Here is a 21,188-nt window from a genome sequence, read left to right as displayed (position 1 = left end):
CGCTCCAGGCGGGTTTTCAAATTAATCTTCCTGCTTAATCACTGCTTCAATTCTATTTTCGGGCTTGTTTTCACGGATTTCGCCTGCCAATGCATCGATACTGTGTCTGACATTGGCTTTTCCTGAGAAGTTCTCAATCAGTTCCTTTACATCAATACCTGATGATGCTTTTAGTGATTCCTGGAGTGTCGACATTAGATTCGTTGCATAGCCTGTTACCTTGTTTGCCCCGCCATTGGCGTCACTGCCGCCAGTATCGACAACGGTGATCTTGTCAATGTTTCCAAGTGGGGCTGCCACTTGCTTCGCGTATTCAGGAAGCATTTTCACGATCATATCGAGGATGGCTGCCTGGCCAAACTGTTCGAATGCTTCGGCAATCTTTTCTTTTGCCTCTGCTTCCGCAATCCCTTTCAGGCGGATGATTTCAGCTTCAGTTTCACCCTGTGCCCGCTCGGCTTCGGCTTTTGCAAGTCCATCCATGCGGATTCGCTCTGCTTCGGCACGTGCCATTGCTTCAATGCGGTATTTATTTGCATCAGCTTCCGCGATTTGTCTGGCTTTGTCAGCGGCTGCGGATTGCTCAACAGAGTAGCGGTCTGCGTCGGCTTTTTTCTTGACCTCGGAATCATATTGGCGTTCACGGCGCAGGATTTCTTTTTCCTCGAGCTCGATTTGCTTTTGGCGCTCGATGATCTTGACCTGCATTTCCTGCTCTGTTACCTCTTGCTGGGCACGGGCATTTTCGAGGTCATATGCCTGGTCGGCACGAGCCTTGGCAATGTCCTGCTCACGGCGGAATTCAGCCATTTTTAATCCATTGATTTTTTCGGCTTCGGCGATTTCTGTCGCACGTTCGAATTCGGCTTTCTTGGCCTCTTTATCGGCTTCCGCTTTCTTGATGCGTGTCTCTTTTTCCGCATCAGCAGTTGCGATATCTGCGTCACGTTTGACCTGGGCAATTCTAGGTTTACCAAGAGAATCAAGGTATCCATTTTTATCCCGGACATCTTTAATTGTAAACGAAACGATCACTAACCCCATTTTTGCAAGGTCCTGGGATGCCACACGCTGTACTTCCTGGGAGAATTTATCACGGTTCTTATAGATTTCTTCTACTGTCATCGACCCCAAAATCGACCGAAGATGCCCTTCTAAAACTTCCTTCGCTTCATTTTCCCTGTCTTCTTTTGTCTTGCCAAGGAACTGTTCAGCTGCTGTGGCGATTTCACTGATGGATCCGCCGATTTTGATAATCGCAGTACCATCTGCCATAACCGGTACACCCTGCTCTGTGTAAACTTCAGGAGTCGTCACTTCAAGCTTGCTGGACAACAGGCTAAGCGGACGTGATTGCTGGAATACCGGGAAAATGAATGTACCTCCGCCCCTGATGATCTTTATTTTGTTACTCGATTCATCTGTGTGGACATTTCGGCTTCCAAGAAAGCTACCAGTCACAATAAGAGCTTCATCAGGTCCGGCTGTTTTATACTTCGTAATGAAAACGGCGACCAATGCGATGATTAAAAAGACAACAAAACCAATAACAATTAACATTAGATCCATACCTTCTCCTCCTAAATATAAGTCTCTAATTCTTCATATAATTTCACTTGCAGAACCCCGTTTTCGATGTCGATCACGAGTACTTTTTTTCCATAAGGAATGTTAGTGTTTGTGAAGCTGACTGCCGGTTTGGAGATGCGGCCGCTAATATTCTCAATCAAGACTTCACCATATCCATCAGTCGGAATCCCGGTGATGACGGTTCCGATTCTTCCCCGCAAGTCACTATCCTTGTAGACAAGTGACTCCTCGGCATTCGATAAGGGAATCAATACAAACACATTCAATAAAGTGACAAGAATAAGAGCAATAATCGCTGAAACCCCAGCAATCAATAAGCTGGGCAGACGTGTGAAGATTTCTCCTAAATATCCTCCTGCAGAAAAAATCGTCACGAATGAAAAAATCAAGGTCGGATTCACAAAAGGAATCGCTTCTGCCAGTCCTTCAAGGGCGTCACCGAAAAATAGATAAAGAATCGTGACAACACCCGAAATCACCAATCCATATAAATAAATCGTTTCTAATGGCATGCCAAACATCTCCATAATTATCACCCCTTGCTAAAATCGAAATTCGCACCCTCCCTTCTTCCATTTATTTCTTGATATGTAATACGATTGTACTGGAAATAAGTTTCAAAACTTTTAAAAATTTGTAGAAAAATAGCTAAAGCCTTCCATGAAAACCAAAACTAATGAAAAGCCTGTTTCCTATTAGAGGAAACAGGCCTACTGTTATAAGACTCGTTTTTCCAAATCCTTCGCTGTTTTGCTTGTTTCAACTTCCTTTTCGTTCCCGAATGTCCCAAATAAGTAATCGGCAAACGGGGTGCTAACACCGTACCAAAAATTCTCATTCTTATAATGATGAAGAAGATGAACCTTTTTCACCCAACGTCCGAATTTGGTCTTTGGCTTAATTGGCCGGTGGGCAACATAATGCTTCCACTCATAGACAAGCAGCATTGTCATCAGCCCCGTACCAAATCCAATAGTCTGAGTCACATTCTGAGAAACTAGATAAAAAAGAAACGACAGGATCAAAAAGCCTGGTAAACTGTACCACAATGGCAGGAATAACAACTTCAGGTTATTCGGTTCAGTGTGATGGTCGTAGTGGATTCTTTTCATGAATCTTAGGAATAATGGGTTCTTCGGTGCTTTAATATGGAAGAAGAAGCGGTGGGTAAAATATTCACTGAAAGCGAATGTAATCATACCTGCAATGAAAAATAAAACCATGGACCATGTCATGCCTCTCAAGATGGACATCCCGATGCCAGCAAATATTAAAAATATCAAGATACTAATATCCGGAAAAAACAAAAAGTCCTTATATAGCTTTTTCACTTCTCAGCCCCCTTTTAATCCATTAATTTATTTCCTGACTGTTCACCCAATAGCAAATTAGAAACCTTCTAATCTCCCAACGGCCATCTGGTATATTATTTTACAAGTTCTTTACTGTACATTTTCTTGATCATCCTGATCTGGCCGCGGTGGTTGATTTCATCTTCGTACACGTGGAACCATTTAAAGTAATTGTTCCCAGGCTGGTTCCACCACCAATTGGTCTGTTCAAACAACCAATCATCTGAAAGAGTCTGGAATTTTTCATAGGTTTCATTTCGGACTGTCTGGAGTTCTTCAAGATAATGATCTAGCGGCAATCCTTTAAAAGCTGCCTTCCCCTTCTCGCCTAGTTCTAGTCCGGCAGCTAAAGTATGCTCTTCTTCTTCAGTAGGGTCACGCTTTTCAAAGGTAACAATTTGATAGATGCGTTCCACGGCAGCCATATGGCCAAGCAGCATGCCGATGGAATTTGCTTCATCATGAATAAGGTAATCCAACTCCTCGATCGATAGCCCCTCCACTGCCTCCAGAGTGGTTTTCCGCGTGTAGTTCATCATCGACACCAAATGGCCGAGTGTTGGAGTGAATCCTTCTTTTTGATCCACCAGAAAAATCGTAGACATATCAAACACAAGTTTTTCCTCCATTTCTGAAACGTACTGAGATTAATACTATTCGACTTTTTCCATGATTATCCTTTATTTTATGGAATCCAGATGAACAATCCCGAATGCGGGAGGAAAGCTTCCCAGAAACTGAAGAGTGATAATAAGTTTGAATAAAAAGGCACAAGCTGCTCGGTCAGCCCGGACAAGTGCTGGATGGGCTACCGATGAAGTCGTTCCTTTGACTTCGCTGAGCCGGCCGAACAAAACAAAAAGCCCAGCTAAAATATAGCCGGGCTGAAAAATTAGATAGCCAAGTCGGATGACTCTGCATCTTCATGACCTTTGGGAGCGATTAGTTCATTATAAAAAGTAGCATTCGCGGTACTAATGTACGGAGCCAGCCACAAGAAACCAATTCCGAAAGTAAAGATTGCAATGAATGCCCATCCAATAAAGCTAAGATTCAGCAGGAAATACTTCCATTTGTACCCCTTCATCCTGATTTTACTTTCTGTAATCGCTTCAAGAGCGGAAAGCTGCGGATTATCTCTAAGCAGGAAAAATACTTGAGAATAGGAAATTCCCTTGATAATTCCCGGGATAATTAATAATAAAGACCATAGAATCGTAAAGATTCCGACTAGGATAGATGTTCCGATGAGCTTCAGCGATAGCTCCCATTTTTTATAAACAGCAAAGATATCGGAGATTTTTGGATCATTCCACCTGGTAATGACAAGAAAGAACCAGTAGCTTGCAACTGTCAGCGGGATAAACAAAAACGAGATCAATAGATTCACCATATCTGCTATTAGTGGGGTTTCATCCTGATTAGCCCACTCTGAAAAACCGCCGCTCAATAAAACTTCAATAATTCCCGGCACAATCGTCGTAATCAAAAAGATAAGGAACGTCAGGGCGACTCCAATACCCCACTTTCCTTTCAATGATGCCAGTGCCTTCTTTTTAATTTGTGAAATCGATAAGTTCATTCTTTCTCCTCCTATAGTTGTTTGTACTGACAATACGAAGATACCCCAAGTATATTTTTAAAATCATTAACAAATACATCGAATATTTTATGAAACAGCCGTAGGAAGATGTTAGATTCCATAAAATCATCCCTGGTAAACATTCTTTGTTAGGTTTTCATATTGGTTACATGGTTATTATATCGGAAATTCTTCCTTTCTTTTAAATACCTTTTTAATGGGAATTTTCCAAAAAAAAAAGACTGCAGAGAGTCTCGAGAAAAAATCGAGTCTCTCTGCAATCTGAATCTGCTTTATGGGCATGGATCATTTTTTCTCCTGTTCCTTTCCTGCTGCTTTCTCAAGTCTTTTGAATCTCCTTAAATCTGCTGGCCTGATTGGCAAAGGTTCTTTTTTCAGGAGCTTAAGGATCGCGAACATCAACAGCAAGAGCAAGACGGTGAATGGAAGTGCAGCAATCAAGGAAGCAGTCTGTAATGCTTCAAGTCCCCCAGCATAAAGGAGGACTGCAGAAATAGCTGCCATTAGTGAACCCCAGACGATTTTTGCAAATATTGGCGGGTTCAGACTTCCCGAGGTCGTCATGCTTGCAAGTATATAGGTTGCAGAGTCCGCGGATGTTACCAGGAATGTGAAAATCAAGATAATCGATAGAACCGACAGAATCGTTGACATAGGCAAAACTTCGAATGTCTTGAATAAAGCAGAGGTTAAATCTGCATCTACTGCCGCAGCAATACCTGTGTTGTTATTGAGGTCATTCCATAAAGCCGTACCGCCGAATGCCGCAATCCAGAGGCAGGCAATCACAGGGGGAATCACCATTACACCAAAGATGTATTCACGTATTGTTCTCCCCTTTGAAACCCGGGCAACGAATGCCCCGACAAACGGCGACCAGGCAATGGCCCAAGCCCAGTAGAAGATTGTCCAATCTCTTGTCCAGGTTCCTTCCTGGTAAGGCTGAAGCCTGAGGCTGTACTGGATGAAGTTCGCAAAATAATCCCCAATCGCGAGCGTGAAGCTTTCCATAATGAATACAGTTGGCCCGGCAATCAGGACGAATAATAAGAGGACAAGAGCGATTCCAAGATTAAGGTTGCTCAACATCGCAATACCTTTATCAAGACCGGTGGAAGAAGAAATCATATAGGCAATGAAAATGATTAAAATAATGACCATTTGGATTCCGATAGAGTTCCCTGTATCAAATACAGCGTTCAATCCGCCATTCATTTGCAGAACACCAAGCCCTACAGAAGTGGCAATCCCCATGACAGTTGCGACAACTGCGAGTGTATCAATAGTGTTTTTCACTGCTGGCTTTGTGCCTGTAATTGGCTCAAGAGCCGTAGAAACTAAGCCGTCTTTTTGTTTCCTGAATTGCAAGAAACCAATCACCAGCCCAACAATCGCAAAGACGGACCACTGGCTGAGTCCCCAGTGGAAAAAGGAATAGCCCATCGCAATTCTTGCCGCACTGCGGGATTCCCCTTCTATGCTCGCAAACGGAGTATTAAAGAAATGGCTCATAGGTTCTGCGATTCCCCAGAACACTAGTCCTGCCCCGAATCCTGCTGAAAAAAGCATGCCAATCCAGGTAAAAAAGGAGAATTCAGGACGCTCTCCTTCACCGCCAAGCCGGATTGCTCCATACTTACTGACAGCCAGTCCGATCAAGAATAAAACAATTATGAACACGGCCAGTAAATAGAACCAGCCGAAATTAACGGTTGTAAAACTAAACAACTCACCAGCTACCGCACCAAATTTTTCTGGCATGGCGGCCCCAACTACGACGAACAATAAGATCACCGCAGCTGATATAGAAAAAACAAAGTTAGATAAAATATTTTTGAGCATGTCAGCCTCCAATAATATGAATTTTCCAGATATTTAGTAGATGGAAGAAACAAAGGATTATGTAAGCACGTAATTATTCTGCAAATTTCCGCCCTGAAATATCCATTATGAAACCAGAAAAATCCATGTCTAATCAGTTGCTTCAGCAGATATCTCAAAGAAAAATGGACGCTTAGATAGTGCTAAGCGTCCATTTTGTTAAAATGTCTTGCTTAAGAATTCACGTGTGCGTTCTTCTGTTGGATTATCAAAAATTTCATCAGGATGTCCAACCTCTACAATTCTTCCTCCATGCATGTAAACGACCCAATCTGCAACCTCACGAGCAAATCCCATTTCATGTGTGACGACTACCATGGTCATGCCCTCTTCTGCAAGCTCCTTCATGGTTGCCAATACTTCTCCCACCAGCTCCGGATCAAGTGCTGAAGTTGGCTCATCGAACAGCATGATATCAGGCTTCATGGCCAGCGCTCTCGCAATAGCCACCCTCTGCTTCTGTCCGCCGGATAGTTTGGATGGATACACTTTTTCTTTGTCTGCAAGCCCAACCTTGCCGAGGAGTTCCCTTGCCTCCTTGATCGCCTGTGCTTTGCTGACACCCTTAACATGGACTGGTGCTTCGATAATATTCTCAATTACGGTTTTGTGAGGAAACAAGTTGAAGTGCTGAAATACCATTCCGATCTTCTGGCGAACTTCGTTCAAGTCGTGGCTATCAGAATTTATTTCTTCACCTTCAATAATAATTTGGCCATTATCTTTTAGTTCCAGGAAATTCAGGCAGCGGAGCAGGGTGCTTTTGCCAGAGCCGCTGGCGCCAATCAAGCAGACAACGTCGCTTTCCTTAACGTTTATATCGACATCCTTCAATACATGAAGGTCGCCAAATGATTTATTCATTTTCTTAACATTGATCATGTCTCTTCCGTCCAAAATAGTCTCCCCCTTAATCACTTACGGATAGTTTTTTCTCAAGCAATCCAACTAGAGCAGATATCAAATAAACAAGGAATAGGTAGTATACGGCAACAATGAGCAGATACGTCATATTGTCAAAATCGTTTGCTCCTTTTGTCGTTGCCACATTGAATAATTCATACATCCCTATGAAGGCTGCTAATGATGAATCCTTGAGGCCAATGATGAATTGATTCCCAAGTGGGGGCAAGGCACGACGGAAAGCCTGTGGAAGGATAATTCGTCTCATAGTAAGGGATTTGCTCATCCCAAGTGAACGGCCTGCTTCCATCTGGCCTTTGTCTATGGACTGGATGGTTCCCCTGAAGATTTCGGCAATATAGGCACCGTTATGGAAAGCAAGTCCAAGCGCTACCGACCAAAACGCGGATATATTAAAGCTCGTCATTCCAAAATAGAAGATGAAAATCTGTACAATCAATGGAGTTCCTCTGACAAGGTAAATATAGACATCAGCAATCCATTCCAGTACTTTGATTCCTGAAATTTTTAAAAAGGCGAAAAACAATCCTATGAAAATAGCGATTAGAATCGAAATTGCTGTAACTTGCAATGTGAGCAGCATGCCTTTAAGGAAAATATCATACGTGTCAAAAAAGACTTCTATAACATGCGATAGACTTGGCAAAATTCATTCAACTCCCTGTGGGCTCATTTATCGGTGGTTCTTAATTATTGTTTGCTGATTGTGCTAAACATCATTTTTAAGCAGAAACGAATGTGCGGTTTTACCGCACATTCGCTCCTGATGGACAACTTATTCCTCCGGTTTAACTGTGATGTCTTCACCGAAATATTTTTCACTGATTTTCTTCAACGTTCCATTTTCTCTCAAAGTATCCAATGCTTCGTTGACTTTTTTCAGTAATTCGTCGTTGTCTTTGGCTACCGCAATTGCCTGCTCGCTTCGGCCAAGAAGCTCTCTGCCTTCGATTTTAAGACCGGCACCAATCGCTTCTTTTCCTGTAACAAAGTCCGTTATGACAGCGTCGTGCCTTTTATTGGCCAAAGCTTCCAAAGCTGTTACGTCACTATCATAAAGCACAATATTATCTGTTACCTCTTCTGCTGTTTTTGCATAGGTAGAACCTTTCGAAACTGCGATTTCCTTTCCTTTTAGATCTGAAAGTTTTTGAACATCGCTGTCAGGCCTGACAAAGATTTGCGGTCCAGAATAGTAGTACGGAGTGGAAAAATCAACATGCTTTAAGCGGTCTTCATTTATGGTATGGCTGGCAACAGCCGCATCGAACCGTCCTGACTTGACTCCTTCTACAATACTGGCAAACTTGAACTTCTTCTGGTTTGGCTCAAGGCCCAGTTCCTTTGCCACTGCTTCGGCTACATCAATGTCAAAGCCTGACATCTTACCGCCGCCACTTGTTACACTGAATGGCTTGAATTCACCAGAAGACGCAAAAGTGAATTTGCCCTCCTCAGCAAGATCCATCCCGCCATCGCCTGATGCCTTTTCATCACTGCCACATGCAGCGAGGAGACCTGTAAGGGTCACCATCAAAATGATTAATGATAAAAATTTCTTCACTGTTTAAAACTCCCCCTCATAATGATTAATTTCTGTACATATTTATTCTGTTAATCGGTCTTCAACAACTATGTATGAAAAACCGCAACATTCACCCTGAAAATCATTTACCCGCTTGCCCCATAAAGTAAACTATTATTTTAAAAAACAGTTCTTTCGTACTTTTGGCTGTGGAAAATCTTGAACTCCAAAAACATTTTTATGAATATAATTGTAACAATCGTGTAATATGCTTTCAAAATTCAAATTGTCTGATAATTCTTGAAATCACAGGAAAATACACCTTCTCACGCACTCAGCTTGGCGAGCCTCCCTTTTCCCTGCATATACTCTTTTATGCTCCCGATTCTTCCTTGTCCGACAAGGTGCGCGGAAATATTACATTATACTGGAAAAAGCCAGAACCCTTGAAATAGGGCCTGGCTTCATTCTAATTATTTAATAAAGTTATTAGCTGACACGACAAAAGAACTAAAGTTATTAATCTATAATTCTTTCTGGACAAGAATAGACATTGAATGATTTTCCTCTTATAAAACCAACTGCGGTGATGTTTAAATCCTTAGCCAGTTTGATTGCCAAATCAGTTGGTGCGGATTTTGATAGCACAATCCCCACGCCGATTTTCGCTGCCTTCAACAAAACTTCCGATGATATACGGCCGCTGAAAACAATGATTTTATTCCTTACTGGCACTCTATTCAAAATACTATATCCATATAACTTATCTAGCGCATTATGGCGCCCAATATCCGTCCTGACTGCAATCATTTCCTCAGGGGAACAGAGAGCTGCATTATGTACGCCGCCGGTTTCAAGGAAAACTTGTGAATTATTCTGCATCTGGTTCATAAGTTCAATGCTCTGGGCCGCAGTGATTGTCGTTTTGGACATGGAAGTCTTTGCTGTCCTAGCATCATTGTGAAAATAAAATTGCCTGCTTTTTCCGCAGCATGATCCAATAAAACGCTTTGAAAAATATTCCTGGTTTGTCGTCATATTTACTTTTAGCATGACGTAAGCATATCCCCTGCTCTCGTCAATACTGAGGGAATGGATGTCATTATAGGAGCGGATCACCCCTTCGGATGCCAGGAAGCCGACAACCATTTCTTCAAAATGAGTCGGAGTGCAGACCATTGTTGCGAACTCCATATCGTTCACATAAATCGTCAACGGGAATTCATTGACAACGACATCCTCTACGTCCTGGAATCGTCCATCATGATATTTTGTAATCGTATATTTATCGCTCATATTTTCCAACATAGGCTTCACCTGAATCTTGAGAATTTGAGAATACTTAAAATCTAAACACAGTATTTTCTTTTTCTCAAGAAAAATTTACAACACGAGTGTAGTGTAAAATTGATTTAGCAAGGCTAAAAGTTGTTGCATCTGCATTTGTAAAGTGATAAAATTTTTTCGAAGTTCACAAATCTGTAACATTTTGATTCGAGATAGCGATCCTGTCATCGGTTAAGGTGTCACAGAGATGTAAGCGATTAACTGTTGGCCATTGAGTAGCGATACCTGCTTGATTCTAACCGTCGATCTTTCTCACGACGTCCTGTGTATTTAGCATAGGGCTGGAAAGATTGGCGGTTTTCTGTTGGCAAAGAAATAAGCACACTTATGGACAACCCATGTACATAACGACCGGGAATCGTAGTTTGGAAGATTCCAAGACTTTCACTTTCAGCCATGGCGCAGAATGAAAAATTAACAAAGCAAAGGGGTAAAAACATGAAGAAAACAAAGAATCGGTGGCTGATTGCAGCATCTGCAGTAGGCATCCATATTTCCATTGGCTCAGTATATGCCTGGAGTAACTTTACTAACCCATTGATCGAGGAGTTCGGCTGGACTTCAAAGCAAGTGCAATTCACCTTCAGTCTGGCAATCCTGTTCTTAGGATTATCTGCCGCATTCCTGGGGCATTTCGTGGAGAAACATGGTCCAAGAAAAGCCGGACTGCTGGCTGCTGGATTTTTTGGAGCAGGAATTTTAGGTTCAGGATTTGCCGTTAATCTTGGATCATTGCCTTTATTGTATATTACATATGGGGTATTAGGCGGGATTGGACTTGGGGTTGGCTATATTGCTCCTGTCTCTACTTTAGTTAAATGGTTCCCGGACAGACGCGGGCTTGCTACCGGACTTGCGATCATGGGTTTTGGATTTGCGGCCGCCATCAGCAGCCCGATCATGGATTCATTGATTAAGTCTGTTGGAACTGCCAATACTTTTTACATTTTAGGTGCAGCCTATTTTATTATCATGACATTATCATCCTTGTATCTTGAAAAGCCTCCGGTTGATTGGCTTCCTGAAGGGTTCCAGGAAAAGGCTAAAGCAGGAAAAGTTAAGGTTAAAAAGGATCTTTCACAGCTGACAGCTAATGAAGCAATCAAGACTTCACGCTTTTATTATCTATGGATCATGCTATTCATCAATGTTACTTGCGGGATTGCCATCCTTTCTGCTGCAAAACCTCTGGCACAAGAAAGTATTGGCCTGACGACAGCTGAGGCTGCAGCACTCGTTGGCATAATGGGACTTTTCAATGGCTTCGGCCGTATTGCCTGGGCTTCGATTTCCGACTATATCGGACGGCCGAATACGTACACCATTTTCTTTGCGACTCAAATTGTATTGTTCATGCTGCTGCCGCATACTAAAGAAGCTTTTCTTTTCCAAGTTATGCTCGCAGTGGTCTATACGATGTACGGCGGAGGGTTTTCAGCAATCCCAGCCTTCATCGGCGACATCTTCGGAACCAAACAGCTCGGTGCGATTCATGGATATATCCTGACAGCATGGGCAGCGGCCGGCCTTGCAGGCCCAATGTTTGCAGCATGGATGAAGGACACTACTGGAAGCTATGCAACAAGCCTGACTTTCTTTAGCGGACTGTTTGTTGTTGCCCTTGCGGTATCCATCTTGATTCGCCGTGATATCCAAAAGCTTCGCAAGCAAAATGAAGCAAATGAAAGAATGGCTGGTTAATTCTTTTATTACAATCAGGAGCTTCGAGAAATGTCTGACTTGAGCCCCTGCCCTCTTCCAGTCGCTGCTGTCCGCCAAAAGAAGTCAAAGGAACGCCTTCTCTGGACGGACTTCCAGCCCCTGTCGAGACTGAGCAAGGCGCTTGCGCTTTTCCAATTGCCTCACAGTATGGTAAAATACCAATCATCTTATAACCTGTATGGATGACAGGAGGATAACATGAATAAATACGAGGCAGAGTTCAGCAATTTGGTCCGTTCCTTCCGTAAGAAGCATATGGGCAAAGGCCCCAGCAAAATAACCACTACCTTTTGCAAAAAGTGGGCGATATGCGAAATGGAAGGGAATCTATCGCCAGTTGAGAAGTTCATTGCTTCTGCCAATGAAGGCAAGCAGGCACTGCGGGCAGCCAGGACGGAAATGGTGAAGGAAATGTACCGGAAAAATCCTCCACTTGAAATGGAAGAATTCCTAGGCTGCAAGCTTGTCGAACTTTTTGTAGACATAGATATCGACCGTGATTTCGGAATGTCCATCTTTGTTTTTGACGAAGATATTCAAGCGAAATTCAATAACTGATCAGGTATGGCACTTGGCAGCGACCCTGCTAAAGACTAACCACCGTTTATATCCGAAGCATTGTTTTCGGGTAACGGTGGTTTTTTTTCGACTAGATTTAAAATGGGAGTGTTTCAAATTGGGAAAAACTAAACATCCAGGACCGCAGAAAAAAGCGGCTATGCCTGCACCAAAGCATTGGGTAAGCCCTATACCTTTTGGGCTTGGAAAGGTGAAGCCTAAACATATTAGAGATACGATGAAAACCCTTTGGGACAATAGGGATAACTTCGGATATGCCACCAACATCCTGACTAAAGGTGTATGTGATGGCTGTGCACTTGGTGTGTCCGGCCTTCATGACCAGACATTGACTGGTCCGCATATTTGTACGACAAGATTGAATGTCCTAAGGCTGAATACCTCTGGTGCCATCAAGCCAGAAATCCTCCACGCCGACATTGACGAACTCAGAAAATATGACAGCACTCAGCTGCGCAAACTGGGACGCATCCCATATCCAATGATCCGCAGAAATGGAGAGCGTAAGTTTTCACGCATCAGTTGGGATGATGCCATGGACATGATCGCAGAGAAAATGCAAAAACTTGACCCGAAACAGTATGCTTTTTACCTGACAAGCCGGGGAATCACAAATGAATCCTACTATGTTGCGGGAAAAGTTTCCCGTTTTCTTGGAACGAATAATATCGACAATGCCAGCAGGATTTGCCACTCCCCTTCAAAAACAGCATTGAAACGCTCAATAGGCGTGGGGGCTTCGACTTCAAATTACCAGGACTGGATTGGAACCGATGTTTTATTATTCTGGGGCAGTGTCGCATCGAACAGCTCCCCTGTTTCTTCGAAGTACATGCTCGAAGCAAAGAAAAAGGGAACGAAAATCATCGTCGTCAACCCATATAAAGAACCTGCCATGGACAAGTATTGGATTCCTTCTAATCCTGAATCTGCGCTATTTGGCACAAAAATTGCCGATGATTTCTACCAGGTAAATATCGGCGGAGACATCGCCTTCATGCATGGAATCATGAAGCACTGGTTTGAGATGGAATCAAATAAGTATGGCTCAGCGATCAATCATGAATTTGTGAATGCACATGTAAATGGCTATGAGGAATTAAAAGCAAAGGTTCAGAAACAAGAATGGGAAGATATTGTTGCTTCCTCCGGAATTACACAAAAACGCATTATCGAGTTGGCGGAACTGCTCGCAAGCAGCAAGAATGCCGTATATGCATGGGCACTTGGTTTGACTATGCATTCATTCGCAACCGATAATATCTCACAAGTGGCAAATCTGGCGCTGCTCCGCGGTCACCTTGGCCGTAAGCATGCAGGGCTGATGCCTTTCCGCGGACACTCCTCAGTCCAGGGAAGCGGTGAAATGGGTGCGGATCCTTTTGTACTGCCAGGCGGGGATTTCTACGGAAACAACATTAAGCGCATCGAAAAGCTATGGGGATTTGACCTTCCTGAATGGCAAGGTGACATCGTCGGTGTTACACTTGAAAACATCATGCTCCCTGAGGATCATGAACGAAAAATCAAGATGTACTACTTATCGGGCGGCAATTTCCTTGAAACGATGCCAGACCCGAATTTTGTGGAAAAAGCATTATCCGAATTGGACATCCGTGTCCACCAGGATATCATCTTAAATACTTCTACTCTTGTAGATGCTAAAGAAGCCGTCCTTATCCTCCCTGCCAAAACACGTTATGAGCAGGAAGGCGGAGGAACGTCCACTTCCACTGAAAGAATGGTTTACTTCAGTCCCGAAATTGAGGGCAACAAAAACCAGGTTGAAGAAGCTCGTGCAGAATGGAAAATCTATATTGATTTAGCGAAACGCGTTAAGCCTGAGACAGCCCACATGGTGGACTTCAAAGATGCTCAGGAGATCCGGAATGAAATAGCCGTGGCGAATCCCAATTATGACGGAATCCAACACCTGAAAAAAGCGGGAGACGTTTTCCAATGGGGCGGCGCCTGGTTATGTGAGGAGGGCATCTGCCCTACCCCGGATGGCAAAGGAAACCTGATCACAGTTGATATCCCAGAATTAGGCAAAAAGGAAGGCCAATTCATCGTTACCTCCCGCCGGGGAAAACAATTTAATTCGATGGTTTATAATGAAGTCGATCCACTTAACGGCGCAGGGCGTTATGATGTCCTGATGAATGCAGAAGATGCCCAGGATCTTAGCATCGCTGAAGGAGAAGGAATTGTTCTCTATAATGGCTTTGGTGTTTTCCAGGGAAGGGCTAAATTCGTAGACATTTCCCGTGGCAACGTCCAGGTTCACTTCCCGGAAGGAAACTTCCTGCTGCCAAGAGGACGCTATGAAAAGTATGCAGGCATACCAGATTACAATATCACGGTCACCCTTGAAAAAGCTGACCGCTTCAACGCCCGCAAAGATGTCGAACACTATGAAAAGCGGATTGAAGAAGATGAACTTGATGCACCAGCATAAAACAGCATAAAAAAGAAAACAGCCTGCAGCGATCAAAGCCTGCAGGCTGTTATATATAGAGGGGATATATTTTACATCTTTTTATCGGCTAACTCTTCGGACACACATGACAGGATTATGCTTAAAGAAAGACCAAATAAAACTTCTTAAAACCACCTAAAACCTCTGCGCCTTTCTTCATTTCCCTCATCAGAACTGCTTTCATCTTTCCGATGATGTTCTTCATCCATTTCCTGTTCTCGCCTTCTTCTAGGACCAAAAAAATCCAAGGGGTGTCTTCTTTCTTCATCGTGTTCTCTTGACCGTTCGCGGATGATCTTTACATCATTCGCATGGATAGTAAGATGATCAACGTGGATCTCCTTGCCTGCTTTTTTTCCGGACATAATTTTCGCCTCCTGTTTTTTTATTCAGTATTATCCTATTCTTTCTCGGGCGAAGGGGTATAGGCGGAATTGTTTTATATTTCCATTCACTGACAATAATAAGGTTGATATGCCATATTTTTCAGTTCCCAGGTTCGTTTATGATCATATCGCCCGGGTATAACTTGTACATTGGCGATTCAAAGCACTAAGAAGGAGGTTCTGACTTCATGTTCGGCTTTTCGGATTTTTTAGGTTTTCTACTTGCCCTTTTATTTATTTATCCTGTCGTTTCACTCGTCCATGAATTAGGCCATTCCTTCTTTGCATGGCTGTTTGGCGGCAAATTCAGTTTTTCACTTGGAAGAGGAAGACAAATTTTTAAAAAAGGCCCGTTCATCTTAAATAGCATGTATTTTTTAGATGCCTTTTGTGAATATGGACATTTGAAATGGAATAACCGGCTCACTCACTTTCTTGTTCATGCCGGAGGAGTCATTTTTAATCTCGGATCTGTCCTTGTGTTAAACCTGCTCATTTCACAAAACATAATTGAACCTCACACGATTTTTGTCCGTTATTCCTATTTCTCTGTCTGGCTTGCGACCTTTTCTTTGGTGCCAGTCGATTATGGAAACGAAAATTACAGTGATGGACTGTCCATTTATCAGGTCATTCGTCATAATAAATGGCCAAAATTAACCGGATAAACAAGAAAAAGCACCTGCTCGGGAAGCAGGTGCTTTTCAGAGGCTAATTCACTATATAATAAGAGGCATTCCAATAAAATGGAATGCCTCCTGCTCACAACCGGACTTAGTGACCGATTATTTATATTTTTCCTTATTTGTGTTTTCTTCTCTGTACTTATTTTCCGCTTTAACGGCTTTTGTAAAATCCTTTGCGTATAGGACTTCCTGAGTGTCAGATAACCCATTGTTCTGTTCAGTATTCAACCCTTTGTTAGGAGCTTTATTTTTATCCATGTACATTCCCTCCTGTAATCGAATTGTTTTTTGTCCCTATTTTGTTTCTACCCTTCATACAAGGGCATAAACTTGGGTCTCCCCCCTATTGACATTCGAAGATCATTATATCCATTCTTATCCCCCCACCAATAGATGCATGGGCTGTCCAGCCTTTTCATATGATGTTGAAGAGGAGGACTGATGATGATCATATTCACTGCTTATATATTTTTATCTCTTACTGTTCTTTTATTGGTTTCCATCCTATTGCTGCTTCACCACAGGGGCATTATGTCTGGAATGAATGGGATGATGTTTGCAATGTATTTTGGAATGAATACAGGGTTAACTTCCGGAATTCTGCTTGGTGCGATCTATCGCGGTGATCTTTTTAGTTCAACCCTCCTATCCATATTGATAGGAGGCGTCAGTAGCTGCATTTTGGGAGCGTCTTACAATACGGTCACATCAATTGAAGGGCTTATGTCCGGTATAATGGGGGGGATGATGGGGGCTATGCTTGGTGAAATGCTTCCGCCTGAAAAATCATTCGTCTTCATAAATATTTTTTTAGCGTTTTCACTATCATCGCTATTCCTTTTTAAGGTTCTCATGAACCATTCTTCAGTAATCAAATCATTAAAGGATCTTATTAAACCAGCAATCGTTTTTATTTTACTTACTCTTTACCTTTTATCTGGAAATCTCTTAGAAGAACAATGGATTCAAGATCTTCAGCATTCACCAGAGCAACAGCATGAGATGCATCTTCCTTGAGACAAATCTGAACGCTGAGTCACAATGGAGGCTGCATGCTGCCCGGTTATATAAAGTAACAACCGATCCTGTGGTCAGGGATATGCTTTCCTGCTGCTGGCAAGGGACACCATCCATCAAAATCAGAGGATTGCAGCCATTAAGGAACTGGATGGAAGCAAAGAAAACGTGGCAGTGCCGAGCACTTTCCCGAAACATCTTGAAAAATAGAAAGTATCTTATGTATTATTCAACCTTTCAGAAGGGGACGAAAGTGCTGCAGGAAGATGGGCAAGCGGACCAAGCATGGATGGATTTGGAACATTCCAATACTTCCAGAATCCGGCTCCATTCTGACTAAAGCCAAAGCTGAAACTTTCTCCTCCTTATACCCATGATCCCTCCCTGCGGTAATGAACGATTGGCACTTGCAGCCTAATATGCATATTAGGCAGAGTCAAAAGCCTGTAAAATACTACTGTTACAGGCTTTTTGATTATGGTTCCCCGTGGGTTCGAACCGGAGCCTCTATCCTTTCAAAAAGTTATTAAATCATTTTCAAAAAGTTAAACAAATTAAGTAAATGTGCTATTGTCTTCAATCAGGTATACTTAATAGCTTTTGGATTAAGCCCATACTGTATTCTTAAAAAGCCTGAATGCTTCACTCACTGATTGGGACATCGATCAATACAATTCCTTCCTGTGATGAGATTTCATGTGCAAGAAGGTTGTCAAGCTCAATAAGGTTATTCACCCTAACACCCTTGATCCCAAAGCTCCCTGCAAGTTGAACAAAATCCGGATTGCTGAAATTTACACCATAACTGTGGCCAAACTGCTTTTCCATCATCTGTTTTTCAATCTTAAGCATCGAATCATTCAGACAAATGATCACAAAAGCTAGCCCTAATCTTTTTGCTGTTTCGATTTCCGCAACGTTCATCAGGAGTCCTCCGTCTCCTGTTATACATATTACATTTTTATTTGGCGCAGCCAATTTTGCCCCTATAGATCCTGGCAACGCAATTCCCATGGATGCAAGTCCATTTGAAATGATTAATTGTCCTGGCTTATCAGGTTGGAAGTGACGTGCTATTTTCATTTTGTGTTCACCCACATCAGATAATACGATGGTGTTTTCGTCAGTGTGCTTTTCGATTATATGGAGAATATTCCTGGTCGTTAGTGGCTGTTTACTTATCGTTTCTTCATTCCAGGAGACTTGACTTTCTTGCAAAATCCTCTCTTTAAGACTGTTGGCGGGGACCCATTGTTTAGAAACTATTTCCCTATTTTTTAATAGCTTAAAAATTTGATTCAAATCACCGATTAATTGACTGCGAACTGGATAATATTCATCATACTCTGCTTCTTGAGAATGAATATGCACAACTGGAACTTTGTTTTTATTCCAGTTTTTCGGTAAGCTTTCAATCAGATCGAAACCAATCACAATCAGTAAGTCTGCCTCGGCTATTCCCTCTGGTACTAAATCATGGTCTTTGAATCCAAAGGTAAAGTAGTTAAGAGGATGATTTTTTGGTAAGACCCCTTTGGACATAAAACTGTTTGCCACTGGTACCCTAAGCAGTTCAGCAAAGGTTTGGAATGCTTCGCCAGCCCCTTGCCTAATTACGCCGTTCCCAATCAGGATAAAGGGTTTTTGACACTGTTTAAAAATTACTTCTGTTTCATCAATTTCCTCCATCGAAGGGACGACACTTGGCGCAGCTCTTTTAGGCATTGCTTTTCTGGAAATCGCCTCTGAAGCCAGGTTCTCTGGTAACTCTACCAGCACTGCTCCAGGCTTTTCACTTGCTGCTCTCCAAAAAGCGTTATGGATAATTTCTGGAACCGTTTCTGACTGTTTAATTTGAACGGACCATTTCGTTGCTGGTTCAAAGATTTTCACTACATCAATAAATTGATGAGACTGTTTATGCTGTCTTTCCATGCCGGCTTGTCCAGTTATCGCTACAACAGGTGAGCCATCCAATGTGGCACTTGCAACTCCTGTTAATAAATTTGTGGCACCAGGGCCCAGGGTAGCCAGGCAAACTCCAGGTTTCCCCGCTACCCTCCCATATACATCCGCCATAAATGCTGCCCCTTGCTCGTGGCGAACAGGAACATATTGGATCGAAGTTGATCTGGACAACGAGTCTGCTAGATCTAATACTTCCTTGCCGAATATCCCAAAAACGTACTTCACTCCTTCCGTTTCCAAACATTGAACAAGCAAATCAGAAGTTTTCATCGTTTCCCTCCAAAAAAATGTACTAATTTAATGGTTTCCTTTGATTACTGATTCATTCAGGGGAAATGATAAATTTTTAAAAACTAAAAAGCAGTATAAGTCATTCATCACAGCTTTGCGGAGAAAATCGAAAATGCTGATGAATTGTTTCTTATTTCTCGTTCATATTGTTTCACACTCAATTCACTCACAGGAAAGCTTATATAGGCCGCCTGCATTTATAAATAATGAAATGGAATGTGGAAAAGCTTTTCTCATATGTGCTAACTTACCTGGTTCTGCTGCTTTATAGCTGAGAAAAGGCTTCACCTGATCCATGACCCTAATCAGGTACTGTTAGAGGATTCCTGACCATATTCTTATAAAAGAAAACAATAAGCCGAGGTGAATATTTAATTGGAAAAAGTTAAGGTAAGTTTACGCCCTGTAGTAAGCAAGATCAATTTACCCACCATTATGAAAACAGCCATTTTACCGGGAGACTCAATTGAAAGATTATTTATTGCAACCCAAATAGGAGAAATTTTTTATATAGGTAACGGAGACATTAAAACTTTTTTAGATATTCGACCGCAAGTCCTTAAACTTGGTGATCAAGGTGGCGGATATGATGAGCGGGGATTATTAGGGCTTGCGTTTCACCCTCAGTTTTATTACAATGGTCTATTCTATCTTCATTATTCAGTAGCTGGAACACAAGGTCCAGGTGCACTTCCTGAAACTTCTATGCCTGACCCCTGTGACCCAAACACCCTAAATCGAAAATGGGATAATAGAGAAGTTCAATTTGATCATATTGATACAGTAGAAGAATGGATTCTCCAAATGAATGGACAGCCTCAAAAGAGACGAACATTGCTGAACTTAAGAAGGCCCTTTTTTAATCATAATGGTGTCAATAGCTTAAACTTTTCACCTGAAACAGGAAAACTGGTTTTAACAACAGGAGATGGCGGTTTAGGCTATGATCCATTTAATTTGAGTCAGGATGATATGGAAATCGCCGGTAAAGTAATTGAAATTGATGTAGTTAAAAATACATCTTTCAATAATCCACATGTTGCCAGTCGTTTTAATGAACTGCCTGCACAAGTTCAGCAAATACTTACGGTAATTGCCAAAGGAGTTCGCAATATACCAGGGATTTCATTTCAAAGGAATTATAATCATTATATTAAATATGTGGGGAATGTCGGACAGGATTTGACAGAATCGATTTATTCATTCATTCAGTATAGACCGATACCGGTCCCTGAACTTGTCATGAACTCCGGGACCACTCAGGAAATGTATATTAACTTTGGCTGGCGTGGCTGGGAAGGTGCTTTTCCTACTTCAATTATGAATGTCTGCTCTGCTAATTCGAATTCGGATAAGAAAACCATTGTTTATTACGATGAAGCAATTGAAACATCAGTCAGGCGGATTCAGCCATTAACTAGTTATTATCATAAAGATCCACGACCAGATAAGTTTGGCGGCACTTCCCTTACAGGAGTCCAACCATATATGGGGAAAGGGATACCGGCTTTAACGGGAAACATTTTGTTTACCGATTTAGCCCGCAAGGATGAATCGGCAACTTCAGTTAAAGGAGTATTAGCTTATTCTAAGGTAAGGCCAGACTGTAAACTAAATGATTATAGTATTATTGAAACTGACTATAATTTCGGATCTGAATCTGCTTATTATGTTAGTTTGGGAGCGAATCTGGACCAAACCAGATTATATTTGGGGGTTTATGGCTCGATGAAAGTGACTGACTTTAACAAGGGTACTATTTTTGAAATCATTCCTTGAATCTTGAGCCTATCTGATTTCTGAGGGCTTTATCTGCCAGGCAATAGTGAGTGGATTTA

The 21,188-nt window shown here is 42.1% G+C and carries 20 protein-coding genes and 1 pseudogene; 8 read left to right on the top strand and 13 right to left on the bottom strand.

The window, feature by feature from the left end:
- Window positions 1-21 precede the first annotated feature (21 nt).
- The 10 genes from QNH36_RS07640 to fdhD form a co-directional block, all read right to left on the bottom strand.
- Window positions 22-1,569, bottom strand: a complete 1,548-nt coding sequence (locus tag QNH36_RS07640) for a flotillin lipid rafts scaffold protein FloT (RefSeq protein WP_144474618.1) — start codon at window positions 1,567-1,569, stop codon at window positions 22-24.
- A gap of 11 nt (window positions 1,570-1,580) precedes the next feature.
- Window positions 1,581-2,117, bottom strand: coding sequence for an NfeD family protein (locus QNH36_RS07635; RefSeq protein ID WP_144474617.1), 537 nt, complete (start codon window positions 2,115-2,117; stop codon window positions 1,581-1,583).
- Window positions 2,118-2,306: 189 nt separating this feature from the next.
- Entirely contained in the window at window positions 2,307-2,921 is a 615-nt protein-coding gene (locus tag QNH36_RS07630) for a sterol desaturase family protein (protein ID WP_144474616.1), read from the bottom strand.
- Between the two features lie 95 nt (window positions 2,922-3,016).
- Window positions 3,017-3,547 (bottom strand): DinB family protein, encoded by a 531-nt coding sequence (locus QNH36_RS07625; protein WP_251544215.1) that lies wholly within the window; start codon window positions 3,545-3,547, stop codon window positions 3,017-3,019.
- Window positions 3,548-3,834: 287 nt separating this feature from the next.
- On the bottom strand, window positions 3,835-4,524 hold the full coding sequence (locus QNH36_RS07620) for a DUF975 family protein (RefSeq protein WP_144474615.1): 690 nt from the start codon (window positions 4,522-4,524) through the stop codon (window positions 3,835-3,837).
- A 306-nt stretch (window positions 4,525-4,830) separates the two neighbouring features.
- Window positions 4,831-6,387, bottom strand: a complete 1,557-nt coding sequence (locus QNH36_RS07615; RefSeq protein ID WP_144474614.1) for a BCCT family transporter — start codon at window positions 6,385-6,387, stop codon at window positions 4,831-4,833.
- Window positions 6,388-6,585: 198 nt separating this feature from the next.
- Window positions 6,586-7,308 (bottom strand): amino acid ABC transporter ATP-binding protein, encoded by a 723-nt coding sequence (locus QNH36_RS07610; RefSeq protein WP_144474985.1) that lies wholly within the window; start codon window positions 7,306-7,308, stop codon window positions 6,586-6,588.
- Window positions 7,309-7,336: 28 nt separating this feature from the next.
- The gene (locus tag QNH36_RS07605; protein ID WP_144474613.1) at window positions 7,337-7,996 is read right to left on the bottom strand and encodes an amino acid ABC transporter permease; all 660 of its coding nucleotides are present in this window, start codon (window positions 7,994-7,996) and stop codon (window positions 7,337-7,339) included.
- A gap of 129 nt (window positions 7,997-8,125) precedes the next feature.
- On the bottom strand, window positions 8,126-8,914 hold the full coding sequence (locus QNH36_RS07600) for a transporter substrate-binding domain-containing protein (RefSeq protein ID WP_260983503.1): 789 nt from the start codon (window positions 8,912-8,914) through the stop codon (window positions 8,126-8,128).
- 480 nt (window positions 8,915-9,394) lie between these two features.
- Window positions 9,395-10,183 (bottom strand): formate dehydrogenase accessory sulfurtransferase FdhD, encoded by a 789-nt coding sequence (gene fdhD, locus QNH36_RS07595; RefSeq protein WP_144474612.1) that lies wholly within the window; start codon window positions 10,181-10,183, stop codon window positions 9,395-9,397.
- Window positions 10,184-10,660: 477 nt separating this feature from the next.
- Between fdhD and QNH36_RS07590 the strand changes: the two genes are divergently transcribed.
- The 4 genes from QNH36_RS07590 (at window position 10,661) to QNH36_RS07575 (ending at window position 14,981) form a co-directional block, all read left to right on the top strand.
- Entirely contained in the window at window positions 10,661-11,923 is a 1,263-nt protein-coding gene (locus QNH36_RS07590; RefSeq protein WP_144474611.1) for an L-lactate MFS transporter, read from the top strand.
- 30 nt (window positions 11,924-11,953) lie between these two features.
- Window positions 11,954-12,130, top strand: coding sequence for a hypothetical protein (locus QNH36_RS07585; RefSeq protein WP_186326632.1), 177 nt, complete (start codon window positions 11,954-11,956; stop codon window positions 12,128-12,130).
- A 12-nt stretch (window positions 12,131-12,142) separates the two neighbouring features.
- Window positions 12,143-12,502: a Na-translocating system protein MpsC family protein gene (locus tag QNH36_RS07580; protein ID WP_144474610.1), complete on the top strand. Its 360-nt coding sequence runs from the start codon at window positions 12,143-12,145 to the stop codon at window positions 12,500-12,502.
- Between the two features lie 118 nt (window positions 12,503-12,620).
- Window positions 12,621-14,981 carry an FdhF/YdeP family oxidoreductase gene (locus QNH36_RS07575; RefSeq protein ID WP_144474609.1) on the top strand — a complete coding sequence of 787 codons (2,361 nt, stop codon included), beginning with the start codon at window positions 12,621-12,623 and terminating at the stop codon, window positions 14,979-14,981.
- 146 nt (window positions 14,982-15,127) lie between these two features.
- Here the strand turns inward: QNH36_RS07575 and QNH36_RS07570 are convergent, their stop codons facing one another.
- Window positions 15,128-15,367 (bottom strand): hypothetical protein, encoded by a 240-nt coding sequence (locus tag QNH36_RS07570; RefSeq protein WP_144474608.1) that lies wholly within the window; start codon window positions 15,365-15,367, stop codon window positions 15,128-15,130.
- A gap of 209 nt (window positions 15,368-15,576) precedes the next feature.
- Here QNH36_RS07570 and QNH36_RS07565 point away from each other — a divergent pair, with 209 nt between their 5' ends.
- Window positions 15,577-16,056, top strand: coding sequence for a hypothetical protein (locus tag QNH36_RS07565; protein WP_144474607.1), 480 nt, complete (start codon window positions 15,577-15,579; stop codon window positions 16,054-16,056).
- A gap of 117 nt (window positions 16,057-16,173) precedes the next feature.
- Here QNH36_RS07565 and QNH36_RS07560 read toward each other — a convergent pair whose 3' ends face one another.
- Window positions 16,174-16,332: a YfhE family protein gene (locus QNH36_RS07560; RefSeq protein ID WP_144474606.1), complete on the bottom strand. Its 159-nt coding sequence runs from the start codon at window positions 16,330-16,332 to the stop codon at window positions 16,174-16,176.
- Between the two features lie 183 nt (window positions 16,333-16,515).
- Between QNH36_RS07560 and QNH36_RS07555 the strand changes: the two genes are divergently transcribed.
- Window positions 16,516-17,091 carry a hypothetical protein gene (locus QNH36_RS07555; protein WP_283905015.1) on the top strand — a complete coding sequence of 192 codons (576 nt, stop codon included), beginning with the start codon at window positions 16,516-16,518 and terminating at the stop codon, window positions 17,089-17,091.
- Between the two features lie 4 nt (window positions 17,092-17,095).
- Window positions 17,096-17,424: pseudogene (locus QNH36_RS07550) on the top strand (manganese catalase family protein); the annotation flags it as partial.
- Window positions 17,425-17,733: 309 nt separating this feature from the next.
- On the opposite strand, the gene QNH36_RS07545 reads toward QNH36_RS07550, so the two are convergent.
- Complete coding sequence (locus tag QNH36_RS07545) at window positions 17,734-19,329, bottom strand: acetolactate synthase large subunit (RefSeq protein WP_283905014.1); 1,596 nt, start codon at window positions 19,327-19,329, stop codon at window positions 17,734-17,736.
- Between the two features lie 396 nt (window positions 19,330-19,725).
- Here QNH36_RS07545 and QNH36_RS07540 point away from each other — a divergent pair, with 396 nt between their 5' ends.
- Entirely contained in the window at window positions 19,726-21,129 is a 1,404-nt protein-coding gene (locus QNH36_RS07540; RefSeq protein WP_144474603.1) for a PQQ-dependent sugar dehydrogenase, read from the top strand.
- Window positions 21,130-21,188: the final 59 nt, after the last annotated feature.

The sequence above is a fragment of the Mesobacillus sp. AQ2 genome, from assembly GCF_030122805.1.
In the GTDB taxonomy this organism is placed as follows: Bacteria; Bacillota; Bacilli; order Bacillales; family Cytobacillaceae; genus Mesobacillus; species Mesobacillus oceanisediminis_A.
Note: the sequence above shows the minus strand (reverse complement) of the source record. Positions and strands in the feature narration are given on the sequence as shown.

Bases quoted from the DNA above. Each gene is read 5' to 3' on its own strand.
- QNH36_RS07640 (WP_144474618.1), bottom strand. From the start codon at position 1,569: ATGGATCTAATGTTAATTGTTATTGGTTTTGTTGTCTTTTTAATCATC.
- QNH36_RS07635 (WP_144474617.1), bottom strand. From the start codon at position 2,117: ATGGAGATGTTTGGCATGCCATTAGAAACGATTTATTTATATGGATTG.
- QNH36_RS07625 (WP_251544215.1), bottom strand. From the start codon at position 3,547: ATGTCTACGATTTTTCTGGTGGATCAAAAAGAAGGATTCACTCCAACA.
- QNH36_RS07620 (WP_144474615.1), bottom strand. From the start codon at position 4,524: ATGAACTTATCGATTTCACAAATTAAAAAGAAGGCACTGGCATCATTG.
- QNH36_RS07615 (WP_144474614.1), bottom strand. From the start codon at position 6,387: ATGCTCAAAAATATTTTATCTAACTTTGTTTTTTCTATATCAGCTGCG.
- QNH36_RS07610 (WP_144474985.1), bottom strand. From the start codon at position 7,308: ATGATCAATGTTAAGAAAATGAATAAATCATTTGGCGACCTTCATGTA.
- fdhD (WP_144474612.1), bottom strand. From the start codon at position 10,183: ATGTTGGAAAATATGAGCGATAAATATACGATTACAAAATATCATGAT.
- QNH36_RS07590 (WP_144474611.1), top strand. From the start codon at position 10,661: ATGAAGAAAACAAAGAATCGGTGGCTGATTGCAGCATCTGCAGTAGGC.
- QNH36_RS07585 (WP_186326632.1), top strand. From the start codon at position 11,954: ATGTCTGACTTGAGCCCCTGCCCTCTTCCAGTCGCTGCTGTCCGCCAA.
- QNH36_RS07580 (WP_144474610.1), top strand. From the start codon at position 12,143: ATGAATAAATACGAGGCAGAGTTCAGCAATTTGGTCCGTTCCTTCCGT.
- QNH36_RS07570 (WP_144474608.1), bottom strand. From the start codon at position 15,367: ATGTCCGGAAAAAAAGCAGGCAAGGAGATCCACGTTGATCATCTTACT.
- QNH36_RS07565 (WP_144474607.1), top strand. From the start codon at position 15,577: ATGTTCGGCTTTTCGGATTTTTTAGGTTTTCTACTTGCCCTTTTATTT.
- QNH36_RS07560 (WP_144474606.1), bottom strand. From the start codon at position 16,332: ATGGATAAAAATAAAGCTCCTAACAAAGGGTTGAATACTGAACAGAAC.
- QNH36_RS07555 (WP_283905015.1), top strand. From the start codon at position 16,516: ATGATGATCATATTCACTGCTTATATATTTTTATCTCTTACTGTTCTT.
- QNH36_RS07545 (WP_283905014.1), bottom strand. From the start codon at position 19,329: ATGAAAACTTCTGATTTGCTTGTTCAATGTTTGGAAACGGAAGGAGTG.